At 42.8% G+C, this 20,160-nt stretch carries 17 protein-coding genes; 4 read left to right on the top strand and 13 right to left on the bottom strand.

The window, feature by feature from the left end; translation table 11 throughout:
- Nucleotides 1-675 precede the first annotated feature (675 nt).
- Nucleotides 676-1,461, top strand: coding sequence for a transposase (locus E2K93_RS01355; RefSeq protein ID WP_135437359.1), 786 nt, complete (start codon nucleotides 676-678; stop codon nucleotides 1,459-1,461).
- A gap of 109 nt (nucleotides 1,462-1,570) precedes the next feature.
- Here E2K93_RS01355 and galU read toward each other — a convergent pair whose 3' ends face one another.
- The gene (gene galU, locus E2K93_RS01360; protein WP_135437360.1) at nucleotides 1,571-2,482 is read right to left on the bottom strand and encodes a UTP--glucose-1-phosphate uridylyltransferase GalU; all 912 of its coding nucleotides are present in this window, start codon (nucleotides 2,480-2,482) and stop codon (nucleotides 1,571-1,573) included.
- A gap of 320 nt (nucleotides 2,483-2,802) precedes the next feature.
- Here galU and E2K93_RS01365 point away from each other — a divergent pair, with 320 nt between their 5' ends.
- The 3 genes from E2K93_RS01365 (at nucleotide 2,803) to E2K93_RS01375 (ending at nucleotide 6,397) form a co-directional block, all read left to right on the top strand.
- A complete protein-coding gene (locus E2K93_RS01365; RefSeq protein ID WP_228445434.1) occupies nucleotides 2,803-4,368 on the top strand; it encodes an MBL fold metallo-hydrolase RNA specificity domain-containing protein in 1,566 nt (521 codons plus the stop codon).
- A 148-nt stretch (nucleotides 4,369-4,516) separates the two neighbouring features.
- On the top strand, nucleotides 4,517-5,377 hold the full coding sequence (locus tag E2K93_RS01370; RefSeq protein ID WP_135437361.1) for a universal stress protein: 861 nt from the start codon (nucleotides 4,517-4,519) through the stop codon (nucleotides 5,375-5,377).
- Between the two features lie 156 nt (nucleotides 5,378-5,533).
- Nucleotides 5,534-6,397 carry a universal stress protein gene (locus E2K93_RS01375; RefSeq protein WP_135437362.1) on the top strand — a complete coding sequence of 288 codons (864 nt, stop codon included), beginning with the start codon at nucleotides 5,534-5,536 and terminating at the stop codon, nucleotides 6,395-6,397.
- A gap of 57 nt (nucleotides 6,398-6,454) precedes the next feature.
- Here the strand turns inward: E2K93_RS01375 and E2K93_RS01380 are convergent, their stop codons facing one another.
- The 12 genes from E2K93_RS01380 to E2K93_RS01435 all read right to left on the bottom strand — a co-directional run bounded on the left by E2K93_RS01380 (nucleotide 6,455) and on the right by E2K93_RS01435 (nucleotide 20,160).
- Nucleotides 6,455-6,820 (bottom strand): hypothetical protein, encoded by a 366-nt coding sequence (locus E2K93_RS01380; protein WP_135437363.1) that lies wholly within the window; start codon nucleotides 6,818-6,820, stop codon nucleotides 6,455-6,457.
- A gap of 309 nt (nucleotides 6,821-7,129) precedes the next feature.
- Nucleotides 7,130-8,149 (bottom strand): NAD-dependent epimerase/dehydratase family protein, encoded by a 1,020-nt coding sequence (locus tag E2K93_RS01385; protein ID WP_135437364.1) that lies wholly within the window; start codon nucleotides 8,147-8,149, stop codon nucleotides 7,130-7,132.
- A 31-nt stretch (nucleotides 8,150-8,180) separates the two neighbouring features.
- Nucleotides 8,181-9,455, bottom strand: a complete 1,275-nt coding sequence (gene tviB, locus E2K93_RS01390) for a Vi polysaccharide biosynthesis UDP-N-acetylglucosamine C-6 dehydrogenase TviB (protein ID WP_189637827.1) — start codon at nucleotides 9,453-9,455, stop codon at nucleotides 8,181-8,183.
- A gap of 167 nt (nucleotides 9,456-9,622) precedes the next feature.
- Nucleotides 9,623-10,303: a PEP-CTERM sorting domain-containing protein gene (locus E2K93_RS01395; protein WP_135437366.1), complete on the bottom strand. Its 681-nt coding sequence runs from the start codon at nucleotides 10,301-10,303 to the stop codon at nucleotides 9,623-9,625.
- A 488-nt stretch (nucleotides 10,304-10,791) separates the two neighbouring features.
- On the bottom strand, nucleotides 10,792-11,730 hold the full coding sequence (locus E2K93_RS01400; protein ID WP_135437367.1) for a TonB family protein: 939 nt from the start codon (nucleotides 11,728-11,730) through the stop codon (nucleotides 10,792-10,794).
- Nucleotides 11,730-12,293 (bottom strand): ExbD/TolR family protein, encoded by a 564-nt coding sequence (locus tag E2K93_RS01405; RefSeq protein WP_189637828.1) that lies wholly within the window; start codon nucleotides 12,291-12,293, stop codon nucleotides 11,730-11,732. Before E2K93_RS01405 ends, E2K93_RS01400 begins: the two co-directional genes overlap by 1 nt.
- Complete coding sequence (locus E2K93_RS01410; protein WP_135437368.1) at nucleotides 12,290-12,850, bottom strand: ExbD/TolR family protein; 561 nt, start codon at nucleotides 12,848-12,850, stop codon at nucleotides 12,290-12,292. The genes E2K93_RS01405 and E2K93_RS01410 overlap by 4 nt, the downstream gene beginning before the upstream one ends.
- 12 nt (nucleotides 12,851-12,862) lie before the next feature.
- Complete coding sequence (locus E2K93_RS01415) at nucleotides 12,863-13,513, bottom strand: MotA/TolQ/ExbB proton channel family protein (RefSeq protein ID WP_135437369.1); 651 nt, start codon at nucleotides 13,511-13,513, stop codon at nucleotides 12,863-12,865.
- 228 nt (nucleotides 13,514-13,741) lie between these two features.
- On the bottom strand, nucleotides 13,742-14,221 hold the full coding sequence (locus tag E2K93_RS01420; protein ID WP_135437370.1) for a hypothetical protein: 480 nt from the start codon (nucleotides 14,219-14,221) through the stop codon (nucleotides 13,742-13,744).
- Between the two features lie 11 nt (nucleotides 14,222-14,232).
- On the bottom strand, nucleotides 14,233-15,033 hold the full coding sequence (locus E2K93_RS01425; protein ID WP_135437371.1) for a tetratricopeptide repeat protein: 801 nt from the start codon (nucleotides 15,031-15,033) through the stop codon (nucleotides 14,233-14,235).
- Nucleotides 15,020-18,112, bottom strand: a complete 3,093-nt coding sequence (locus E2K93_RS01430; RefSeq protein ID WP_135437372.1) for a tetratricopeptide repeat protein — start codon at nucleotides 18,110-18,112, stop codon at nucleotides 15,020-15,022. The genes E2K93_RS01425 and E2K93_RS01430 overlap by 14 nt, the downstream gene beginning before the upstream one ends.
- Nucleotides 18,112-20,160 (bottom strand): tetratricopeptide repeat protein, encoded by a 2,049-nt coding sequence (locus E2K93_RS01435; protein WP_135437373.1) that lies wholly within the window; start codon nucleotides 20,158-20,160, stop codon nucleotides 18,112-18,114. The genes E2K93_RS01430 and E2K93_RS01435 overlap by 1 nt, the downstream gene beginning before the upstream one ends.

Below are 20,160 nucleotides of genomic sequence, written 5' to 3' on the forward strand. Positions count from 1 at the left end.
TTTCAATTAATAAATTCTTACATTTTCCATAGGCAATGTGCATCATTGTCAAACAACAAAAATACTAAATTCAAGGACGAGTATGATGATGACAGGATGTTTTCAGTTAACAAACCTAAGCCATAAGCCCACCGCAAAAGCCCCCTCTGTTTGCGACGCAAACCTGCTTATGAAGTTGCAGTTATATAAGCCCTATATGTCAGATGAATCGATAACAAATCTGTAATAAACCAACCACCCAAATTAAAAGAATTTTGTCTGTCGTTTTACCCCTTTTCGAACGACAGCAAAATGAAAGTTAATGGATTAACTTTCACAGGAAGCCCTCAAAGGATTGAGCAATTGCAGGATGCATTGTGTACATGGATGTAGCCAAGGAGTGGCAAAAATCTTCACCGAGTAATCAGGTGAAGTAACGAGCATGATTGGGTCTGCTGTCTTACGGATAATCCCTAACCAGTAAGCAGCAGTGCCCGGTCATGTGAGATCGGCACAGATGTTTCGCAAGTTATGGACAGACAAGCGAAACACACGAGCGGAGCGACGTACAGTATGATGCCCTTTCATTCTGGGTTACAGGACGTAACGATGAATGACCAGAACGTTGTACTGATGCTCTACCGATCTTTTTATCTGTCTATATAGCTGTATAGGCGCTATAAACGAGGAGTAAGCATGCCCAGAAAACCGAGACATTATCTAGCCAATGTGCCGCATTATATTTTGCTGTCAGGTCATAACAAGCAGGCGATATTTTTTAACGAGCAAGACTATCAACAATTTTGTCAGTATTTGAGTATGATGATGCGCAAATACCACATCGCCATTCATGCCTACACTTTACTCGATAATCAGGTGCATTTATTACTTAGCGCCAGTGATGAAGAAGCGATACCGCGGGCGATTCAATACCTCAATAGCTGTTATGTAAAATACGTTAACCGCTGCTATGAGCGCAGTGGTACCTTGTTTCAAGGGCGACACAAAGCCAGTATCGTTGACCCAGATGGCTACCTAATCGCCTGTATGGCGTATATCGAGACTCTTTATGGTCGTACTTGCTCAGAGGCAAACGATGCTCATACTTACCCTTATTGCAGTTACAGTGCCAACGGCTGCCTAGAGCAAGAGCAAGAGCAACAACCTAGCATAGAGCCACAAATCGCAGAGCTTATTGCCGAAATCATCACACCGCACCCAAATTACCTGCGTCTGGGCACTGATAAACTCAATCGACAACAATATTATCAGCAGTTATGTATCGACGAAGTTGATGAACCAACCATTAAGTTTATCGAAGACAATCTGAAGATTAACTTCCCGATTGCTAGCCCATATTTTATTCGCAACCTGAGCTTTGAAACCCAATTGTTGTTTTCACATAGCAAACGAGGTCGACCACGAAAACAGAAAAAGTCACTGTTTGGTTTTATGTTAAGCGCCAGAAACCCGCTTTTATAGTAAGCGGTAAAAATCGCTAGTAAGCGTTAATAACGTCATAAACATAAGAAACAAGCACATACAAAAAAGGCAGCGTCAGCTGCCTTTTCTATGATTATCTAACGCAATGCTATTCGAGGATATCTCGTAAGAATTGCTCAAACTCGCCATTCACTTCAGGGTGGCGTAAGCCATAAACCACATTGGCTTTCATGTAGCCAATTTTTGAGCCACAATCGTGCGACTTACCGGTCATATGAAACGCTTCTACTGGCTCGACTTTCATCAAACTGGCAATGGCATCGGTTAATTGAATTTCATCACCAGCGCCTGGTGGGGTAAATTCCAATAACGACCAGATCTCTTTTGACAACACATAGCGCCCAACGACGGCTAAATTCGATGGTGCATCTTCTAATGCTGGCTTTTCTACAATTGCAGTCATCGCATGTGATTGCCCCGGCTCGATGTCTTCGCCACCACAATCTACCACACCATAGCTGCTTACCAATTCTTGTGGTACTGGCTCTACCATAATCTGACTGGCGCCTGTGTCTTTAAATTTACTCAGCATGGCGGCTAAGTTTTCTGTTTTTGGATCGCTGGCTACGTCATCAATTAACACATCGGGTAAGACAACCACAAATGGCTCTTCACCAACAATTGGGCGCGCTTTTAATACCGCATGACCAAGGCCTTTGGCTTCCCCTTGGCGTACATGCATAATGGTGACATCTTTTGGGCAAATTGCCTGCACTTCATCCAATAACTGACGTTTTACCCGCTTCTCAAGGGTGGTTTCTAATTCAAACTGTTTATCAAAGTGGTTTTCGATAGCGTTTTTAGAGGAATGCGTCACTAATACGATTTCTTTGATCCCGGCGGCGATACACTCGTTAACGATGTATTGAATTAGCGGTTTATCAACCACAGGTAGCATTTCTTTGGGAATGGCTTTAGTCGCTGGTAACATGCGGGTACCAAGGCCAGCAACAGGAATAACGGCTTTTTTAATAGATGAGAATGGCTGAGTTACAGACAAAACGTATTTCCTTTTGTTTTTCTTTTTCTAACGTGTATTAATTATCTTTCAGTATAGACACTAAAATAAAAGTGTCTTTAAAACGCTGTTTGATTGTTTCACAGTACTGTGACACTTATATTATGCCCTGACAAATGAAATTATTTAACCCCAAACCTGCAATAAAACGCCGTTAACAACGCCTGTTTATCTACCTTTTCTGCTGCGCCCTATTGTTCAGACATTGTCCGTTATGACATAAACATAGATTTATTTGTGTGCTTTGCTAAGCTGTATTTAATCGTTTAATAATAATAACTTAACGCTAATTATTGTATTTGATGAGTATGGATATTCACTTTGATCATCATGGCGCTGTCGAAGGTGTCACAGGCTCTTGCCATCAGCTCACCGCGACCTTGGGAAAACATCAGCTGTCCTACTTGGTCGATTGCGGCCTTTTTCAAGGCGCTGAAATCCAACAGAAACAAAATAAATCACGCCAAGCCAATACAAATTCCGATGATATTTTGCCAGGCCACTTAGCAATAGAATTTAACGTTGATAACATTGACGCCCTAATAGTGACCCATTGCCATATCGACCACGTTGGCCGAATACCCTATTTATTAGCCGCCGGTTTTAAAGGCGCTATTTTCTGCTCTACCGCCAGCGCCACACTGCTGCCCTTGGTGTTAAAAGATGCGCTAAAAGTTGGCGCAATTTCAAATCAACGCTTAATTGATAAAGTCATGCAACGGCTTAATGAGCAAATCGTTGCGGTAGATTATGGCCAACGTGTTGAATTACCCGGTAGCAACGAAACACTAACGGCACGATTAACCATGCAACCTGCTGGTCATATATTGGGATCAGCCTATGCTGAAATTCAATGCTGTGGTCGGCCATTACAAACTGAGCAGTCTGAGAATTCAACAACACAACCGCTACAGCCGATGCAGCAAACCATCGTTTTCTCTGGTGATTTAGGCGCTAGCAATACGCCGTTATTGCCTGAGCCAAGATCACCTAAAACCTGTGATACTTTGATCATTGAATCGACATACGGCGATAAAAACCATCAAGGTAGAGCGCATCGCCGCAGCACCTTAGAAAACGTATTACGCAAGGCGCTAGCCGATAACGGCATGGTACTTATTCCAGCGTTCAGCATTGGTCGCACGCAAGAATTAATGTACGAGATTGAAGACATATTGCATCGCAATCATCAGCAGTTAAACGCTGACAAACAGCTCGGCAATCGCAAAGATGACGCCTTGGCACAATTACTTGATCGCATTGATATCATCGTTGACTCGCCTTTAGCGGCAAAATTTACTGAGCATTATCGAGGCTTGAAACAGCTTTGGGATGATGAAGCAAAACACAAAGTAGATAGCGGTAGGCACCCACTGTCATTTGAGCAACTAAGCACCATTATTGACCATCAACAGCATATCCAAACCATTGATTATTTGCAAAAAACACAAAAGCCAGCCATCGTCATTGCCGCATCGGGCATGTGCACCGGCGGCCGTATCCTCAATTATATGAAGGCATTTTTATCTGATGCTAAAACCGATGTGTTGTTTGTCGGCTATCAAGCAAAAGGCACCTTAGGTAGACGGTTGCAACAATTAGTTCAACACCAAAATAGGCAAAAAAACTTAAAACATCGCACAGTTGATATTGATGGCGAGCAAATAAACGTGAATGCCGTCATCCATTCATTAAGTGGTTACAGCGCTCATGCGGATCAAAACGATTTGCTCAATTTCATTCAAGGTATAAAGCCGTCACCCAAGCAAATTCGAATTGTCCATGGCGACACAGATGCAAAGGCAATTTTAGCGGATAAATTGCAAACCTTATTGCCAACATCACAAATCGTCATACCAAACCAATAAAGGATGCTAATAGACTGAATAGAAAAGAAAATACGGGAAAGTTACATTGCCAAAGCAATTACATAACTTTCTGATACAAATCAAAATAATTTTATAAAAACCTATTATGCTTAAGGCATGATAATGAAAATATTGATCGGGGAAATTTATGGATAAAATACTGGTCATCGCCGACCCAGATTTTGAACAGACCACGGCCATCGAGCAGGCAGATAATATCGCCAAAGCGATGGGCGCTAATTTGCACGTCGTATATTTCTATTATGAAGATTTACGAGGCCTTGGAGCCAAGGGTTCAGCCCTTAGAGACAGCCTGTTATCGCGATTAGAAGACAAAGCCAATGATCAGCTGGCTGAGATCTGCGACAACAATCAATATACCTACGAAGTCGTCTGGCAAAAACACATTGCCAACTGGGTAAATAAATACGTCGACCAACACGACGTTGCTATGGTGGTTAAAACAGGTCATCGCAGCGAGTCAATGTTCTACACCCCTACCGATTGGCATTTGCTGAGAGAAACACAAGCGCCTGTGCTTATTGTTAGTGAGGAGCAATGGCATAAAACTCATGACATATTGGCTTGTGTTGATTTACAAACTCAATTACCAGACAAGCAACAGCTGAATCACGATATTTTGCTGCAAGCATGCGAGTTAGCGCAAATGCTCGACGTGAATGTGCAGGTATTATACACACCGTTGTTCTCCACGTTTTTGCGCGATTTAGGCATTCAGTATAAAGATGAAGTGGAAGCTCATGCAAAAGACACATTAATGAACGCCATTGGTGAATTATCGGCAAAATATAATATTCCTGGTGAGCATTTTCACGTTCATGCAGGTAAGCCAGAATTGGTGATCCCATCAACCGCCGGTGAACTGCATTGCCAGATCGTCGTGTTAGGTACCGTTGGCAGGAAAGGCTTAAAACAAAAGCTACTGGGCAATACCGCAGAACAAATATTAAGCCGCTTAAAGACCAACGTACTGGCATTAAAACCTTAAGCGTTTAGATAACACTAATTTAGCCTAGCCTGCTTGGATTGCACTGATACTTACCACGTAATCTAATTCGGTAACGAAGCTAGGCAGCACAACAACCATTGTTATGATACCGCACGCGGATATCAGATGTTTTCATTGACCTTAGGTTAACGCATTATGAAAAACAGCATTCTAGTAATCTCTGACCAACAAGAACAAAATTATACCGCCATTAAACAAGCCGCTGAATTGGCTAAGGCGTATGATTGTGATCTGCACATCGTCAACTTTTGTTATGAGTACTTACGCGGTGTTGCCGACGTCGAGCAAGCCAAAACCCAAATAGTACAGCGATTGCATGAGCTTAATGCCCACAAACTGGTCAATACTTTACAAGGTTTGTGTGACTACGAATTTGAAACCATTTGGGCAAAAAACATCGCTGTATGGGTCAACGAATACGTTGCACAATTTAACCCCTTTATGGTGGTAAAAACAGGTCACCGCAGCGAAGCTCTGTTATATACTCCAAGTGATTGGCACTTGCTCAGAGAAGTCAAAGCGCCGGTGATGATTGCATGCGATCACAAATGGCACAAGGCTCGCCATGTATTAGCCTGTATCGATCTAGATACCGAGCTGGAAGACAAAAAACGGCTCAATAAAAAGGTGCTAGAAAACGCCAGTATTATGGCCAAACATATCGGCGCAGAGTTGCACGCTGTTTACGCGATTGGCTATCCAAGCATACTTGCAACGGTAGGTTTATTGGATAAAAAAGAAATCGTTGCCGAACGCCAACTAGAGCTTGCCGACCGCCTCGCCTTGCTGCGCAGCAACTATGACATCAAACAAGAAAACCTGCACATCAAAGCCGGTGACATCAGCAAAGTGATTACCTCTGTCGCTGCCGATTGCAAAGCCTCTATGGTTGTTGTTGGCACTGTTGGCAGAACAGGACTTGAGCAAAAGCTTATCGGCAATACCGCTGAACGCATTATGCACCTGTGTAAAACTGACTTGTTGGCGTTAAAGCCTTAGTAAGTTAAAAATCACAAGGTATAAGGCATAAGATTTACGCGATAATAATGTTAAACATCATGCTTTCATAGGTGAGTCGGTACGATACCCCTTGGATAATTCAGAGCGTTGATCATTTATGATGGCGGTTTGTATCACTGCCATCAGTATCGCTTTGCATATAACCTGTATGAAGCTGTAAATGGCGACAGCAGCAATTATTGCCGTACCGTATACACTCCCCGTCATTATTAACGTCAAAACAGTAAGCACCAACACCAAAAGGATGTGTCTTTCGATACCACTTTTTATCGCGTAGTTATCACTGTTTTTGCTTACCACTATTTTTTCGTTAATAAAATGCTTTACGCTAATCGAACCTTCATCTTCAGACAGGGAACAATTTAACCCTGCATTTTGTAATATCGTATATAAATTCTTCACAGCTTTCCCTTAAACTCTTTCTATTTAAGGTTAGCGAAAAAAACAACGAATACAATCACCTATCGAGTAGATGTTTGATTAATAAAAGTACCAGAATAAGCTATTTGACTGCGACACAATTCTTTCTTATCGATCGTCATTCCGTGCTACGACACGGAATCTTTAGAGCAACATCCTAAGTAACTAAGATCCCGATTTTCATCGGGATGACGAACTTGAGTATGTGATGAAGATAAAGGAATACCTAACATTTAGGTTTTCATCAGAATGACGGTTAAAATCAGGTGCAATCAAGCAACAAGGTGTCTTTTACAAATGCTCTACGTACCATGGCATTGCCTGAGCCAGGCCTTGGTGGATATTGTGTGTTGGTTGGTAACCTAAGAGTTCGCGGGCTTTGCTGATATCTGCTTGTGAGTGACGTACATCACCTGCTCTAAAGTCTTTCATATTGGCGTCATTAGGGTAGTTAACACCACATGGTGATAGGTTTTCTTTAATGGCATTAAATAATTGATTTAACGAGGTTCTATCGCCAACGGCGACATTATAGACTTCATTTTTTGCTTCATCGGCTGCAACCGCTGCCAAGATATTGGCTTGCACTGCATTATCGATATAACAAAAGTCTCTGGAAGTCTCGCCATCACCGTAGATATCTACGGTGTTCCCCTCTATCATCGCTGCAGTCCATTTGGGAATAACAGCAGCGTAGGCGCCATTAGGATCTTGACGTCGACCAAAGACATTAAAATAGCGCAAGCCTATGGCATTAAATTGGTACGCTCTTGCAAAGACATCAGCGTATAACTCATTGACGTATTTAGTCACTGCATAAGGTGATAAAGGGTTGCCTATGTTTGCCTCCACCTTTGGTAGCGCTGGATGGTCTCCATAGGTTGAACTTGACGCTGCATACGTAAAGCTTTGCACTTTGGCTTCTTTGCTCGCGACCAACATATTTAAAAAACCGCTGATATTAGCTATATTGGTTTTTATCGGATCATCCAATGAACGGGGTACCGATCCTAACGCGGCCTGATGTAAAACATAATCAACCTCAAATACCGCTTCTCGACAACGTTCGAAATTACTTATGTCACCTTCCATGAATCGAAAATTTTGCCACTGTGCAGGTGACACATTGTGTTTCACATCGTCCAAATTATGACGATGACCGGTCGCAAAATTATCTAGGCCGACAACATGTTGATCATGTTTCAGCAAGGTTTCCAATAGATTAGAACCAATAAAACCGGCAACACCTGTGACTAACCAACGCTTAGGTTGTTTAGACAGTTGTGATAAAACTTGTTGATATCGTGACACGAAAACTCTCCTTTTTCGAAATGCAGTAAGGTTATAACCTTAAATCGACGGCGTGCTTGGGCAAGATGTATTTTAAATCATAAATAAAATGACCACGTCTGCCCCATTCACGAATTTGCGCCTCTGAGAGCGCCAGAAACTGCTTGTGCGCCACGGTAAAGATAATGGCATCATAGTGATTAGTTTTAGGTGTAGATACCAAGTCGATGCCATACAGAGCTTTAGCTTCGTCTTTATCGCACCAAGGATCGTATACATCTACCACCATATTGTATTCGTGCAGCTCGTTGACGATATCGATGACTCGCGTATTACGCAGATCAGGGCAGTTCTCTTTAAACGTCAATCCCATTACCAATACATTGGCATGTTCAACATGAGCATGTTGCTTCATCATGTTTTTGACCAATTGGGAGACGACATACTCGCCCATATCATCATTTAAATGGCGCCCTGCTAAAATCATCTTCGGGTGATAACCAATGTTTTCGGCTTTTTGCGTTAAATAGTAAGGATCGACACCAATACAATGACCACCTACGAGACCGGGGCGAAACGGTAAAAAATTCCACTTAGTACCGGCAGCCTCTAAAACGTCTAAGGTGTCGATATCTAATTTATTGAAGATAATGGCGAGTTCATTTATCAAGGCAATGTTAACGTCTCGCTGAGTGTTCTCTATTACCTTGGCCGCTTCGGCAACTTTAATTGATGGCGCTTTGTGGGTACCGGCAGTAATAATGCTGCCGTAAACATCATCAATATAATCTGCTGCTTGCGGTGTAGAGCCCGAAGTCACTTTAAGTATTTTGGTAACTGAGTGTTCTTTGTCGCCGGGGTTGATTCTTTCAGGTGAATAACCAGCGAAAAAGTCTTGGTTAAACACCAAGCCTGAATGCTTTTCAATAACCGGTACACAATCTTCTTCCGTCGCACCTGGGTATACAGTCGATTCAAACACCACAACGTCACCTTTACTAATGACTCGACCAAGAATTTCACTGGCTTTTATCAGTGGTGTTAAATCAGGCTGCTTGTTTTTATCGATAGGCGTTGGTACCGTCACAATGTAAAAGTTACAACTTTTCAGTTCACTTTCTATATTGGTAAAGCGAAGACGTTTTGCACTTGAAAATTGTTCGGAAGAAACTTCTAGAGTGGTATCGATGCCATCACGCAGTTCATCAATGCGCGCTTGCTTGATGTCAAAACCCACAGTGGGGTATTTTTTGCCGAATTCGACAGCCAAAGGCAAACCAACGTAGCCAAGACCAATGACAGCGATTTTTATTGTTGTAAGATCCATTATCTGCATAAAATATTGTTGTTTAAACAAAAGTATAGATCTGTTTTTAGAAAGTGCGCTGTAGGCTAGTGTTCAAATTGATATATAGCTAATTTAAACAATTCAAAAAACTAAAAAGCCCTACCTGTTGATAGAGCTTTCTACTTAATTGAAACTTAGTTCATGATTCAAAGTATTCTGCGACGAAACGCTCCAATACCTAAAGCACTTAACATCAATAAAAGTGAAGTTGGCTCTGGGACTTCTGGAGGTTCAGTACCACCAGAGGATAAAGTAATAAAACGGGCTGAATCTGCCCCTACATCGACGGCCCATCTTAAATCAACTTGGTCTCCCAAAAACGAATTAAAATCTCCTCTACTCTCCCCTTCCAAGCCTCGTAACTCAAAGTCTAGGTAATCAACGTCAATTAACCCAATACTGCCATCACTATCCATCAAAGCTTGTGACGACGTAATAAACGCAACAACATCAGAGTCAAACACAAGAGAAGCTTCAACAGCACCAAAACTCGTGCCTAATACATCCCATTGAGCATAATGACTTGATATAACGGTTCCTGCCTTAATAAAGTATCCACCGCCATCTGCCATTTCGATATAATCAGCGTCGATATCAAAGACCTCATTTACAAACAAGTCTTCGGTTAATGTATAACTTTGCACTTCGTCCCATGCTATAAAAACACCAGTATCAAATGTCTGGCTCGTTTCCCCACTAGGATCATCAACAATTACACAATCAACTACATCACCTTCACAGGAATCAATACTGATTAGAGCGGAATATGCGTTACTTGAAATGAGTAAACTTATCAGAAAAACCATACTACCAAGCTGCTTACACATGTTTGCCTCCAGGTATGCAAATATATTATTAGATCCTTGCCTGCTGCATAATTAATACCAATTAACATAATCAACTACTTATCAATGGCTTATATAGGGTTCTTTTATTAATAGCTTTACTGCTAGCAAGGCTTTGTAAGAATTCCTGACAGTTTTGAGTATTGTATTGAGGCTATAGTCGATGAGGTCTTAAGATCCCGATTTTCATCGGGATGACGAGCTTGGGTATTGGATGACGAGCTTGGGTATGGAATAACGATAAAGGCATACAGAAGATCCCGTTTTTCAACGGGATGACGGATTTGAGTATGGGTATGGGTATGGGTATGGGGTGACGCTAGCGGATACTAAGTGACTGTATACCGAAGATTCCGACTTTCGTCGGAATGACGAAGTTGAGTATGGGATGACAAAAAGGAGCCGCATCACATTTTAGGCAAAAAAATACCAGGCGTTGCCTGGTATTTTTGCAAGGGTTTGTACTGAGATTAGAATGGTAAGAAGTTGAAGGTGTAATTCAATTCTGTTTCATTCACATCTTGTGCGCCAAAGTTAATCAAGCGGATACGTGCCAGTAATTTCTTGGTGAAATCTTCATGTTCCAAATCACTTGAAACAATCTTGACGTTTTGTACTTGACCAGACGGTGTGATCACAAGATTCACTGTCACTTTACCTTGAAGGCTAGGGTCTTGACGTAACGCTCGACGATAAATGGCGTATAACGCACCTTTATTTTTATCGAACGTTTGACGAATCGACTCGGTCGTACGGTTACCAGACGCTGCTTCAGACTCACTTAATGAGGCTGCAGTACCGTCACCAGCGCCACCGCCAGTCGTCGGAACCCGTGCAGTAAACTCGGTTGTCTTACGACCTTCTAAGCCATTGCCGCTGCCAACATCGGCACTCAATGCACCTGTTGCAACACCACCAGAAGTGCCTGCGACGGTTTTACCTAGCAACACACGTTCTGTTTCTTCGGCTTCGCCACCACCATCTTCTAAGCTGTTTTCGGCTAGGCTGTCCATATCAACAGACTCACGCATTTCTGCTAATGTGTCTTGCATCGCTAACAAACCGCTTTCTTCAGCTTTTTCGCGAGCGCTTTTTGGCGCTTCAACGGGTTCTGGCTCTGGCTCCGGTTCTGGCTCAGGTTCCTCTGGCTCAGGCTCGGCTTCGGCGACCTCTTCAGGTTCCGGCTCAGGCTCAGGTTCAACTTCAACCTTTTGCTCTTGAATCTTCACCAATTGTGGTGGAATACGTTCAACTTCTTCGCGCGTGCGCTCTGGTAATTGAACGATTTTAACCACTATGGTGAATAACACCGTCACCACTAAGGCGATAATCAACAGTATTTTAAACAGTCGATTATCTTCGTGCTTTTGCCAAGTTGGTAACTGGTGTCGTTTAAGCTTTTGCACCATTAATTACCCCCTACCGCATCACTGCTGTCATCTTCTGCCGTACCATTTAAGATATCTTCATCAGATGCACCGTAGGTTTGCTCAACTGCCAAAGAGATATTGGTGTAACCGGCGTTTGCCGAGGTTTGCATGATTTTTTTCAGCAAACTGTAAGCAACGGTTTTATCGGCCATGATATTGACAGACAACCCATTGGCTAACTCTTCTTCAGTTAAGTCGGTACGACGATTGCGTTGGTACTCAAGCTCTTTGAGTAACTCGTCAACGATGACGCCGTCACTATCAATAAGCTCTTGGGTATCGGCAACCTTACGACCTTGCAATAGCACCACATTGGTGTTTACCGTAATGATCAAGTTGTCTTCAGCTGTCTCTTTTGACAAGGATTTAGGCAATTCAATTTCTTTATTATTTTGCAACACTTGTACGTCGGATGCATTAACCATCAAGAAGAAAACCAAAATGGTAAAAATATCCATCAAAGATACCAAAGACAATTTTGAAGTCTTTGATAAACGCTGATGATGGCGAGCCATACGTTTGGCTCTTACAGACTTCTTCACTGACTTCCTCCTTGTGCACTAATCGCTTCCAATAGCTCAGGGTTACTTACCTGTGGCGCATCGCCTAAGCTAATATCTGGAAACAATTCGGCATCGACTACCGAGGCGACAACAACCGCTTTATATGAGCGAGATCGATCCATTAAGGTGACAATGGTTTGGTAATCAATTTGCGGTTCAAGCAAAATGCTTATATCGCTTTTATCGATACCACGTTCGCTCAACAGTTGTTTTACTTGCTTTAAAATAGCCACTAACGATTCAAAGTCGTAACCTTCATCGGTATTAGGAATGGTTTTAAGCAAGTATGTCTGTGGGTAATATACTTCAATCTGGTTATCACGAACCATCAGCTCAAGAGTTTCGTCTTCCTCTTGCTCTTCGTTTTCACTTTGCAGTGTAGGGTCCGTAAGTTCCGGCAACTTAAGATCTAAAACGGTAATGTGTGAAAATACCATCATCATCAAAAGCACCGGTACCAGAACGATCATCAAGTTCATAAATGACGTGATGTCGAGTTCTGCGTCCTGACGCTTGATTCGGGTTTTTCTTAACATACTAGCCCCGTATTAATCAGTCGCGCGTGATTTGCTTGCGACAGTGTGGTTTTTGCTGATGATGTTCAAGAACTTAACGCCAGCCATTTCCAAATTATCGACAATTTCCGTAGTTTTAGTTTGCAGTACTGAGTGACACAACAATAATGGAATTGCTGAAATCAAACCAAATGCTGTGGTATTCATCGCAACCGAGATAGAGTCAGAAAGCAAAGAAGCCTTTTGTGAAGGGTCAGCACTGGCAACCGCAGAGAACGCAGCAATTAGACCAATGATGGTACCTAATAGACCTAATAGCGTGGCGATGTTAGCCAAGGTCGCCAAATAAGCCGTACGCTTTTCTAGACGAGGTAATGTTTCCATTACACCCTCTTCCATTGCGTATTCAATTTCTTCACGACGAGGTGTTTGTTTCATGCGAGTGATACCCGCTTTGAAAATACTGGTGATAGCAGCACCGTCATTGACTTTTTCAATGCCGTCAAAATCTAAGTTTTGTAGCATTGGCGTGATTTTATTCATCGCAGAGCCATTTTGTATGGACATTTTCATTAAGTAGATTGCGCGCTCGAGTGCAATTGCTAAACCAATGGCCAGCACAACAGCGATTGGGAACATGAAGGATCCACCTTCCTGGAAAAAACGAATAATAGTATCAAACATGGGTCTATCACCTTAGGTTGTTATCTTGCAAGCTCTTGGGCATTGCTTATTAAAATAAAAAAATCAAAATTTCGTTGTTCAATCAACGTTAGGATATATGGGAATAGGTTATCAGCGCGATGTTACATTATTGTAAAACTGAAATCAGGCCATACTCTACCACAAACCCTGGTTTTGATGACGTAAAATCTAAATTTTCAATAATTAGCGCCTGTGCCTTGTGCCCTTTTATTCTTGCGTTGCTTGTTTATGGTATTTCAATTCACGCTTTAAGCTGTCGTCTTCAAGCGGTTGAAACGTCATTTTTACGCGTTGGCTTACCTCTTTCGAGCTGACCACTGTTTGCTCTGGCTTTTGCCAAGGCACAATGGACGTTACTTTCGGTTGTTCCTTATCACCAACAAATGTTGATTCTAAGGTTATCACCGTACGCGTATTTGTTTTTGTTGTCGCTGTTTGGCCAACATCACCGTCATCGCTACTTTGTTGCTCATCAGTCGACGCATTTGTGGTCGCGTTTGCGTCACTTGCGTCATTTGATTGAGCAGCTGGAGCAGTTTCAGTTGCTGTAGTAGCAGCCTCGTTCGTCTCCTGCTCTGGAGACATTGGCGTTGCTACAACAAAACCACTAAAGGCCATGGCCGAACTCAGCATTAACGCTGATGACCATGCAGTAATTGATGTCGACTTTACGTTCATAGAGTTCATCACCGTTATCCTTACTGTTTAAGCTGCATCGAAATATCTGCGATCCAACCCTTTACCTTGTTATTTTTTTCTTCTGTGAGCACTTGATACGTTTGATAGTGCTGCAGAGCCTGTTGTTTTTGCCCCATATACATATCGAGCAATATACCTAGATTCAAATGTGCTTGGGCAAATGCACCCCACGCATCAAGTGCCGCTTCATACGACGCTTTAGCGCCGGTAAAGTCGCCGGCTTGGCGTTGCATAAGGCCTAAACGATTGTGAGCAAAATAATTATTGTCGTTGGCTTGCACCGCACGAGTATAGTAATCGCGCGCTTTATCATTATTGCCTAGTTCAAGCTCAATATCACCAAGCTGAACAAATACGCCAGACAGCTGCGGATTCGCGGCAACCACACGCTCTAAGCTGACTTTGGCTGCAAACACATCGCTGTCTTTGCTTGCCATCGCTTGTTGCACCTGCACTTTCACTTCATTTGGCACCGGCGTTGGGTTTGCTTTATAGGCGTTGGGCAACTGCATTAAACGCTTATACTCATCGCTTTTACCTTCGTATGGGTCAAACACCGGCTCGACCGGTTGTGAGCCTTGCTGACCGATTTGTTCCGTTTGTTGCTCGGAGCTTTGTGATTCTTGCTCTGAGTCATCAAAACCGATTGTCGAACAAGCAGATAATAGTGTAAATATAGATGCTGTGCACAAGGCTTTAAGAATATTACTATTAGCTTGTCCAGTTAGCCGCTCATTCCATCCTTCGTCCTTAGTACTTCGTACTTCGGACTTTATTTTTTGACAATTAATAAATCTCATTAATCACCTCAACAACTTGTTCTTCTTTATTATATCGTCCAGGTAATAGGCGAGATAAATCGGCGAAACTCTTTTTCACCCACTCATCATAGATACCATCTACGGTGCGCTTGGCGTTGGTTTCGTGTACTTCAATAGCTTTATCTTCAAATGGGAACGCTTGCTCTTCTAGCAAAATTTCATATTGCTCTAACGCCAACTCATCCAAATCTTTCGGGCGCTCTGAATCCATAAGATCGGTGGCCAACTGACTGTATACTTCGGCGATACGATAATTTGCCACGGTGGTGAAATCCTTCACCTGATAATTGGCGGTCTTATTGTATGCCGTTAAGGTTTGCTCTAATAACTGGCGTTTACGTGCCAGAGACTTTTTCAACGGTAGCGTTAATTTCGCGCGTTTGTATTTACCCATTAGTTCATCAGCAAAATGCATACTGGCACTGGCGGCTAAGTATTTAGAGCGCGGCGTGCGATTGGCACCGGCATTTTCATCGGCATTCATGATTTTATCGAGCCAGAAATTGCGCTTCATTAAATCGCCACCTGGTGACAAGGCATAGTCACTATCACCACGGTAAAACTCGCTCATAATGTGCAAGGATTCCATGTAAGTATTAAATGGCGTTTTATATGTGTGCGCATAAGTACGATAGGCTAACATTGCCTCAGGCTTGTTGTCGGCTTTCATGTACGTTTCACCAGCAAGCCATAACATTTGGCGGGTATCTTCTGAGGTTGGCTTTTCAGCCCAGCTCATTTTTAAATAGGTCGCCGATTCTTCCCACTGCTCTGTTTGCTGGTAGGCATAAGCAAGCTTAGGTGGCAATGTTTTGCTTAGCTTGTGATTTGGGTAGCGCTCGTTAAAGTCGACCATCAAATCAATCGCTTCAGGGTAACGCTCAAGCTCTAGCAAGTAGGTTGATAAATCATACTGCGCGTTTAAACGTACTTTTGAATTTGGTGTGCGTCGCAATACACGAGCAAAGTGGCGCGTCGCCTCTTGCAAATCCGCTTGTTGCGTATCACTGCTTGTCGCAGCAACTTCACCTTGTCGGTAAATACTGGCCGCTAAACGGTCAATCATATCAGCGCGACGTTCATCTTCTGCTGGCATGGTATCAAGTACCGTCGCGTAGGTAGATTCTGCCTCACTATATTGCTCTTCAGCAAACTGACTGTGACCAATAACCAGTAGCGCTGATAAACGTTGCTCTGTGGTTAAATCTGGATTGCTATCAAGTGCTTGTTGCGCAAACGCGATGGCATTGATGCTATCGCCTTCTTTAAAGTATTCTTGGAATAAATCGCGTTGCACTTCGCTAACACGTTCGTCATCCGAATAGGTATCAATGAATTTAGCTTTAAATTCACGTTGTTGTAACGTTAATTGCTGCTTTTCTTCATCGGTTTTGGCCAATGCGATTAACTCATCGTAGGTGAGTATCAGTGCGTAGCCAGCTTCGTTACTAAAATCTTCTGCAAACAGCTCGGTCACTTCCGCTTCTTGGCCTGCTAATGCGGCTTCTGAATCACCTTCAAGCACTTGCTCGTTAACATCAGGGGCTTCACCGTCAGCATCTTGTGCGGCTTGTTGCGATTCAGCCAACTCTAAACGAGCTGCGGCTTCTTCGATTGCTTCACCAGAATAGGCTACATCTTCATACAACTCGGCTGCACGTTGGTGATCTTCCACTTCGGTGTAACTTTCTGCCATGTAGAACTTAACGGTACTGGCACCATTGATCTCTGGGAAGTTATCCAAAAAGATTTGATACCACTTGGCAGTATCAAGGTAGGCAGCTTTAACAATCTGACGCTGCTCTTCGGTGTCATTTTCAGCCAATAAACGTTTTTGCTCTTGCGCATTGGCATGAGTGTTTTGTGAAAACTCTTGCAAGATGTCTAATAACACCGGTGCCACTTGTTCTTGTACTTGGTCTTTGGCGTCAGGATCAACTTCTTGCCAATACGGGCCGGTAAATTGATAGCTATCAACAAAACCTGCACGCTCTGCGGTTAGCTCGGCTGGAAATTGACCAACACGGAAGATTTCCATCTTTTTGATCGAATACAAGACGCTGACGTGATGATACGGCGAACGAGCAATGAAAAAGTCATATACATCGGCGGCATCTGAATAGCGCTGTTTTGATAAGTAGTACTCAGATAACAAATCATAGTGCAGGTATTCGTATGGACGCTCACCTATACGAGCATAATGCGCAGCGATAGACTCAGAGCCTTGATCAGAAAAGATCAGCGTCATTACCGTAAAGGTTTCTTCGGTTAATTGACGATTGCGCTTATCTATAAGCTCAAGAAACTCTTCTTCGTTGTTCACTTGGCTCATAAATTTATACGGCATAACCTCATCGAGTAGTCGAGAGAATGAGGTTAACGCTTGCTGGTTTTGTTCAAGCTTAAAAAAGCTCCAGCCCATCATGTATAACGAGATGGAAAAATATGGATTATTTTCGACCGATTCTGGGCTCTTGTTGACCACGTAATCGTAGCTGGATAAGGCACCAATGTAATCTTTACTTGAGAATAGGATTTCTGCTTTTCGAAACTCGGCTTCAAGCATGTGGTCGTTTTCAGGGTATTCACTGATCAAGCGATTTAGCGTTTGCAAACTCTTGTCTTGCTCGCCTTGCAGATCATAGGCCTTGGCAAGTTGATACAATAGCTTGTCATTATTTGGTGATTCAGGGTTGTCTTCAATAAACCCTTCTAATGAGGTAATAGCCGTTTGATAATAACGGCCATCGGCAACGCGATCGCCACGCATTTGTGCTTCTTCAGCCTGCATCATCTCTAATACGGCAATACGCTGTTGAATTTGCGCTTTCGCTTCTTCGTCTTCAACATAGGCCAGTGTATCTTTATAGGTCTCACTCAACTCTTCAAGCGTTAGCCTTGGTAACTCAGCCTTGACCGCCGGTGACGGTTGTAAATCTAGGTCAGCTAAGGTAGCGCTACGTTGGCGCTTTGCTGTTTGTTCAGGTTGTGATTCAAACAAACTACAACCTGACAGTAGGATGCTGGATACCGACAATGCTATTAATGTTTTACGCATTACTCGCCTCCTCTGTCGTTTTGTTCGCTTTCATTTAGTTCCATTTGCTGGTCGCGAATAAACGCTTCATCTGTCATACGAATGACCGAGATTTTCGCTTGCTCTAAGTAATCGGCAAGGGATTCTTGTTGCACGCTCAGCACATTCACTAACTTTTCTTCAATATCATTGAATAAGGTTTGCAGAATATTCTCTGCCACCAACATTTTCGCTTCAATGCGCTCGTGCATGTCATTAACCGGTGACATCGACAGAGACTGAGATTGATTTAAGCGAGATAAGTTATTGGCGACCTTTTGTTTGGCGAGACGACCTTCTTTATCAAGGTAATAATCGCCAATTTGCCATAGCAAGGCACCGCCTAGTCTATCAAGACGTTGCTGCATTTGTACTTTGTTATCGCTGGCAGGCATGGCATTGATTTGCTTGCTGAGCGTCATATATTGCTCATAGGCATTACGTAACTGATGGCGCTCACCAACCACAGGGTCGGCTTTAAACAACTTACCTAGATATTGAAATGCCATTTGATTCATCATCAAATCAGATTGACGAAACTGACGAGATAATTCATCCAATTGCGCTTTACGCAAAGTCACTTCACGTTGTTTTGGTAGGTCTTGCGATGTATCTAAGCTAATTTGGTAATTGCTTTCTGCCAAGGCTAATAAATCAAGTTGCCACACCTTCATAGAGCTTATTGCAGCGCCTAGGCTGTTGATGTCTTTTACGTCTTGCTGAAAGCTATCTGAAGAGATTGAACCAAAACTTTGATATACCGACGGGAACTTCAATTCGACTTGCTTGGCTTTAAGGCCAAGGGTGATGTCATATTCAGAGACCACCATCAAAGATTCAATATACGCTTTGTTGTCATTGCTTAGTTTGGCAATTTCATTATCGACTACTTGCTTTTGCGCAGCAAAATCATCACTGGCTTGCTGATAGGCTGCAAATGCGCGGCGCTTGTCGTGCATCTTTTCAAAACCATAACCAACCGCCAAACGCGCTTCTTGCGCAAACACAGAATTATTATTGCGCGATGCAAGGTTTTGCCAAATCAATACCGCAGTTTCGTATTCTTCGTTATTGGCCTTAGCCCAACCGTACCCCAGTAGCGCTGACTCGCTATCTAAGCCTTGTTGTGCGACATTTTCAAACGCCGTCATTGCCGCTTGGTTTTCACCTTGCTCTAAGTACAAATAACCAAGTGCCAAGTATGAGCGATCGATAATAGCTTCTAACTCATCGGTAATTTCAATATCCGCGAGCTCTTCAGATTCGCTTTCATCTATTGCCACCGGTGTTAAGTCAACTACCGACTGCAACGCCTGGATAATGTTTTCATTACTGGCGACATCACCTAAGGTATCTTCGGCACCAATATATGACATGGCGTAGTTAAAGGCTAAATAGCGATGGTATATGGAGTCTGGGCGAATATTATCTTTTGCGCTAAGCGCTGAAGGCACATTGCCCTCTTTTAAGAACATTTGTGCGTCCAAAAAGTGGTAAGCATCACGATGCTCTTTAGCCAGTTCTGCGCCGACTTTATTGAGTGCTTGGCGTGCTTGGCTAAACTGACCTTTTTTATAAAAGGCTTTGGCAAAGCGAAAATAAATGTATGAACGGTGTTCAGAATCTAGCGATTGAGTTTCATCGAACTGGCGAAACTCTTCATTAGCTCGCTCGTTCATGTCGTAACTTAATTCAAGGCCAGCACGTAAAATTTGGCTTTGACCGGAAATATCACCAACACCTTGCTTATCGTTAAGCGCCAATTGCGTTAGTGAGGCAAAATAGTCTTCGGTAAAATAATAATAAAGCGCTCGGTCACGAGCAATGCGTTGCTTGGCCGCTAGTTTTTCTGATGCAGATGTTTGCGCGTTTTCGGCATTAGCTTCTGCAGTCTCCGCTTGAGCACTAAAAGTAGTAAACGCCGAAGCCGCTGTAACAGAAATAGTGACAGAAGCTGTGACAAAAACTAAAGCTGCCGATACTGCAGATGTTAAATAATTGCGTGTCGTTTTAATCGAAAACGTACTCAT

The organism is Thalassotalea sp. HSM 43, assembly GCF_004752005.1.
Lineage (GTDB): Bacteria > Pseudomonadota > Gammaproteobacteria > Enterobacterales > Alteromonadaceae > Thalassotalea_A.

What these genes read in the sequence shown, in the direction of transcription:
- E2K93_RS01410 (WP_135437368.1), bottom strand. Translation starts at nt 12,850, where the DNA reads ATGTTAAGAAAAACCCGAATCAAGCGTCAGGACGCAGAACTCGACATC.
- E2K93_RS01370 (WP_135437361.1), top strand. Translation starts at nt 4,517, where the DNA reads ATGGATAAAATACTGGTCATCGCCGACCCAGATTTTGAACAGACCACG.
- E2K93_RS01430 (WP_135437372.1), bottom strand. Translation starts at nt 18,112, where the DNA reads ATGCGTAAAACATTAATAGCATTGTCGGTATCCAGCATCCTACTGTCA.
- E2K93_RS01420 (WP_135437370.1), bottom strand. Translation starts at nt 14,221, where the DNA reads ATGAACTCTATGAACGTAAAGTCGACATCAATTACTGCATGGTCATCA.
- E2K93_RS01435 (WP_135437373.1), bottom strand. Translation starts at nt 20,160, where the DNA reads ATGAGTACGTTTTCGATTAAAACGACACGCAATTATTTAACATCTGCA.
- E2K93_RS01355 (WP_135437359.1), top strand. Translation starts at nt 676, where the DNA reads ATGCCCAGAAAACCGAGACATTATCTAGCCAATGTGCCGCATTATATT.
- E2K93_RS01365 (WP_228445434.1), top strand. Translation starts at nt 2,803, where the DNA reads ATGAGTATGGATATTCACTTTGATCATCATGGCGCTGTCGAAGGTGTC.
- E2K93_RS01415 (WP_135437369.1), bottom strand. Translation starts at nt 13,513, where the DNA reads ATGTTTGATACTATTATTCGTTTTTTCCAGGAAGGTGGATCCTTCATG.
- E2K93_RS01425 (WP_135437371.1), bottom strand. Translation starts at nt 15,033, where the DNA reads ATGAGATTTATTAATTGTCAAAAAATAAAGTCCGAAGTACGAAGTACT.
- E2K93_RS01395 (WP_135437366.1), bottom strand. Translation starts at nt 10,303, where the DNA reads ATGTGTAAGCAGCTTGGTAGTATGGTTTTTCTGATAAGTTTACTCATT.
- E2K93_RS01400 (WP_135437367.1), bottom strand. Translation starts at nt 11,730, where the DNA reads ATGGTGCAAAAGCTTAAACGACACCAGTTACCAACTTGGCAAAAGCAC.
- tviB (WP_189637827.1), bottom strand. Translation starts at nt 9,455, where the DNA reads ATGGATCTTACAACAATAAAAATCGCTGTCATTGGTCTTGGCTACGTT.
- E2K93_RS01375 (WP_135437362.1), top strand. Translation starts at nt 5,534, where the DNA reads ATGAAAAACAGCATTCTAGTAATCTCTGACCAACAAGAACAAAATTAT.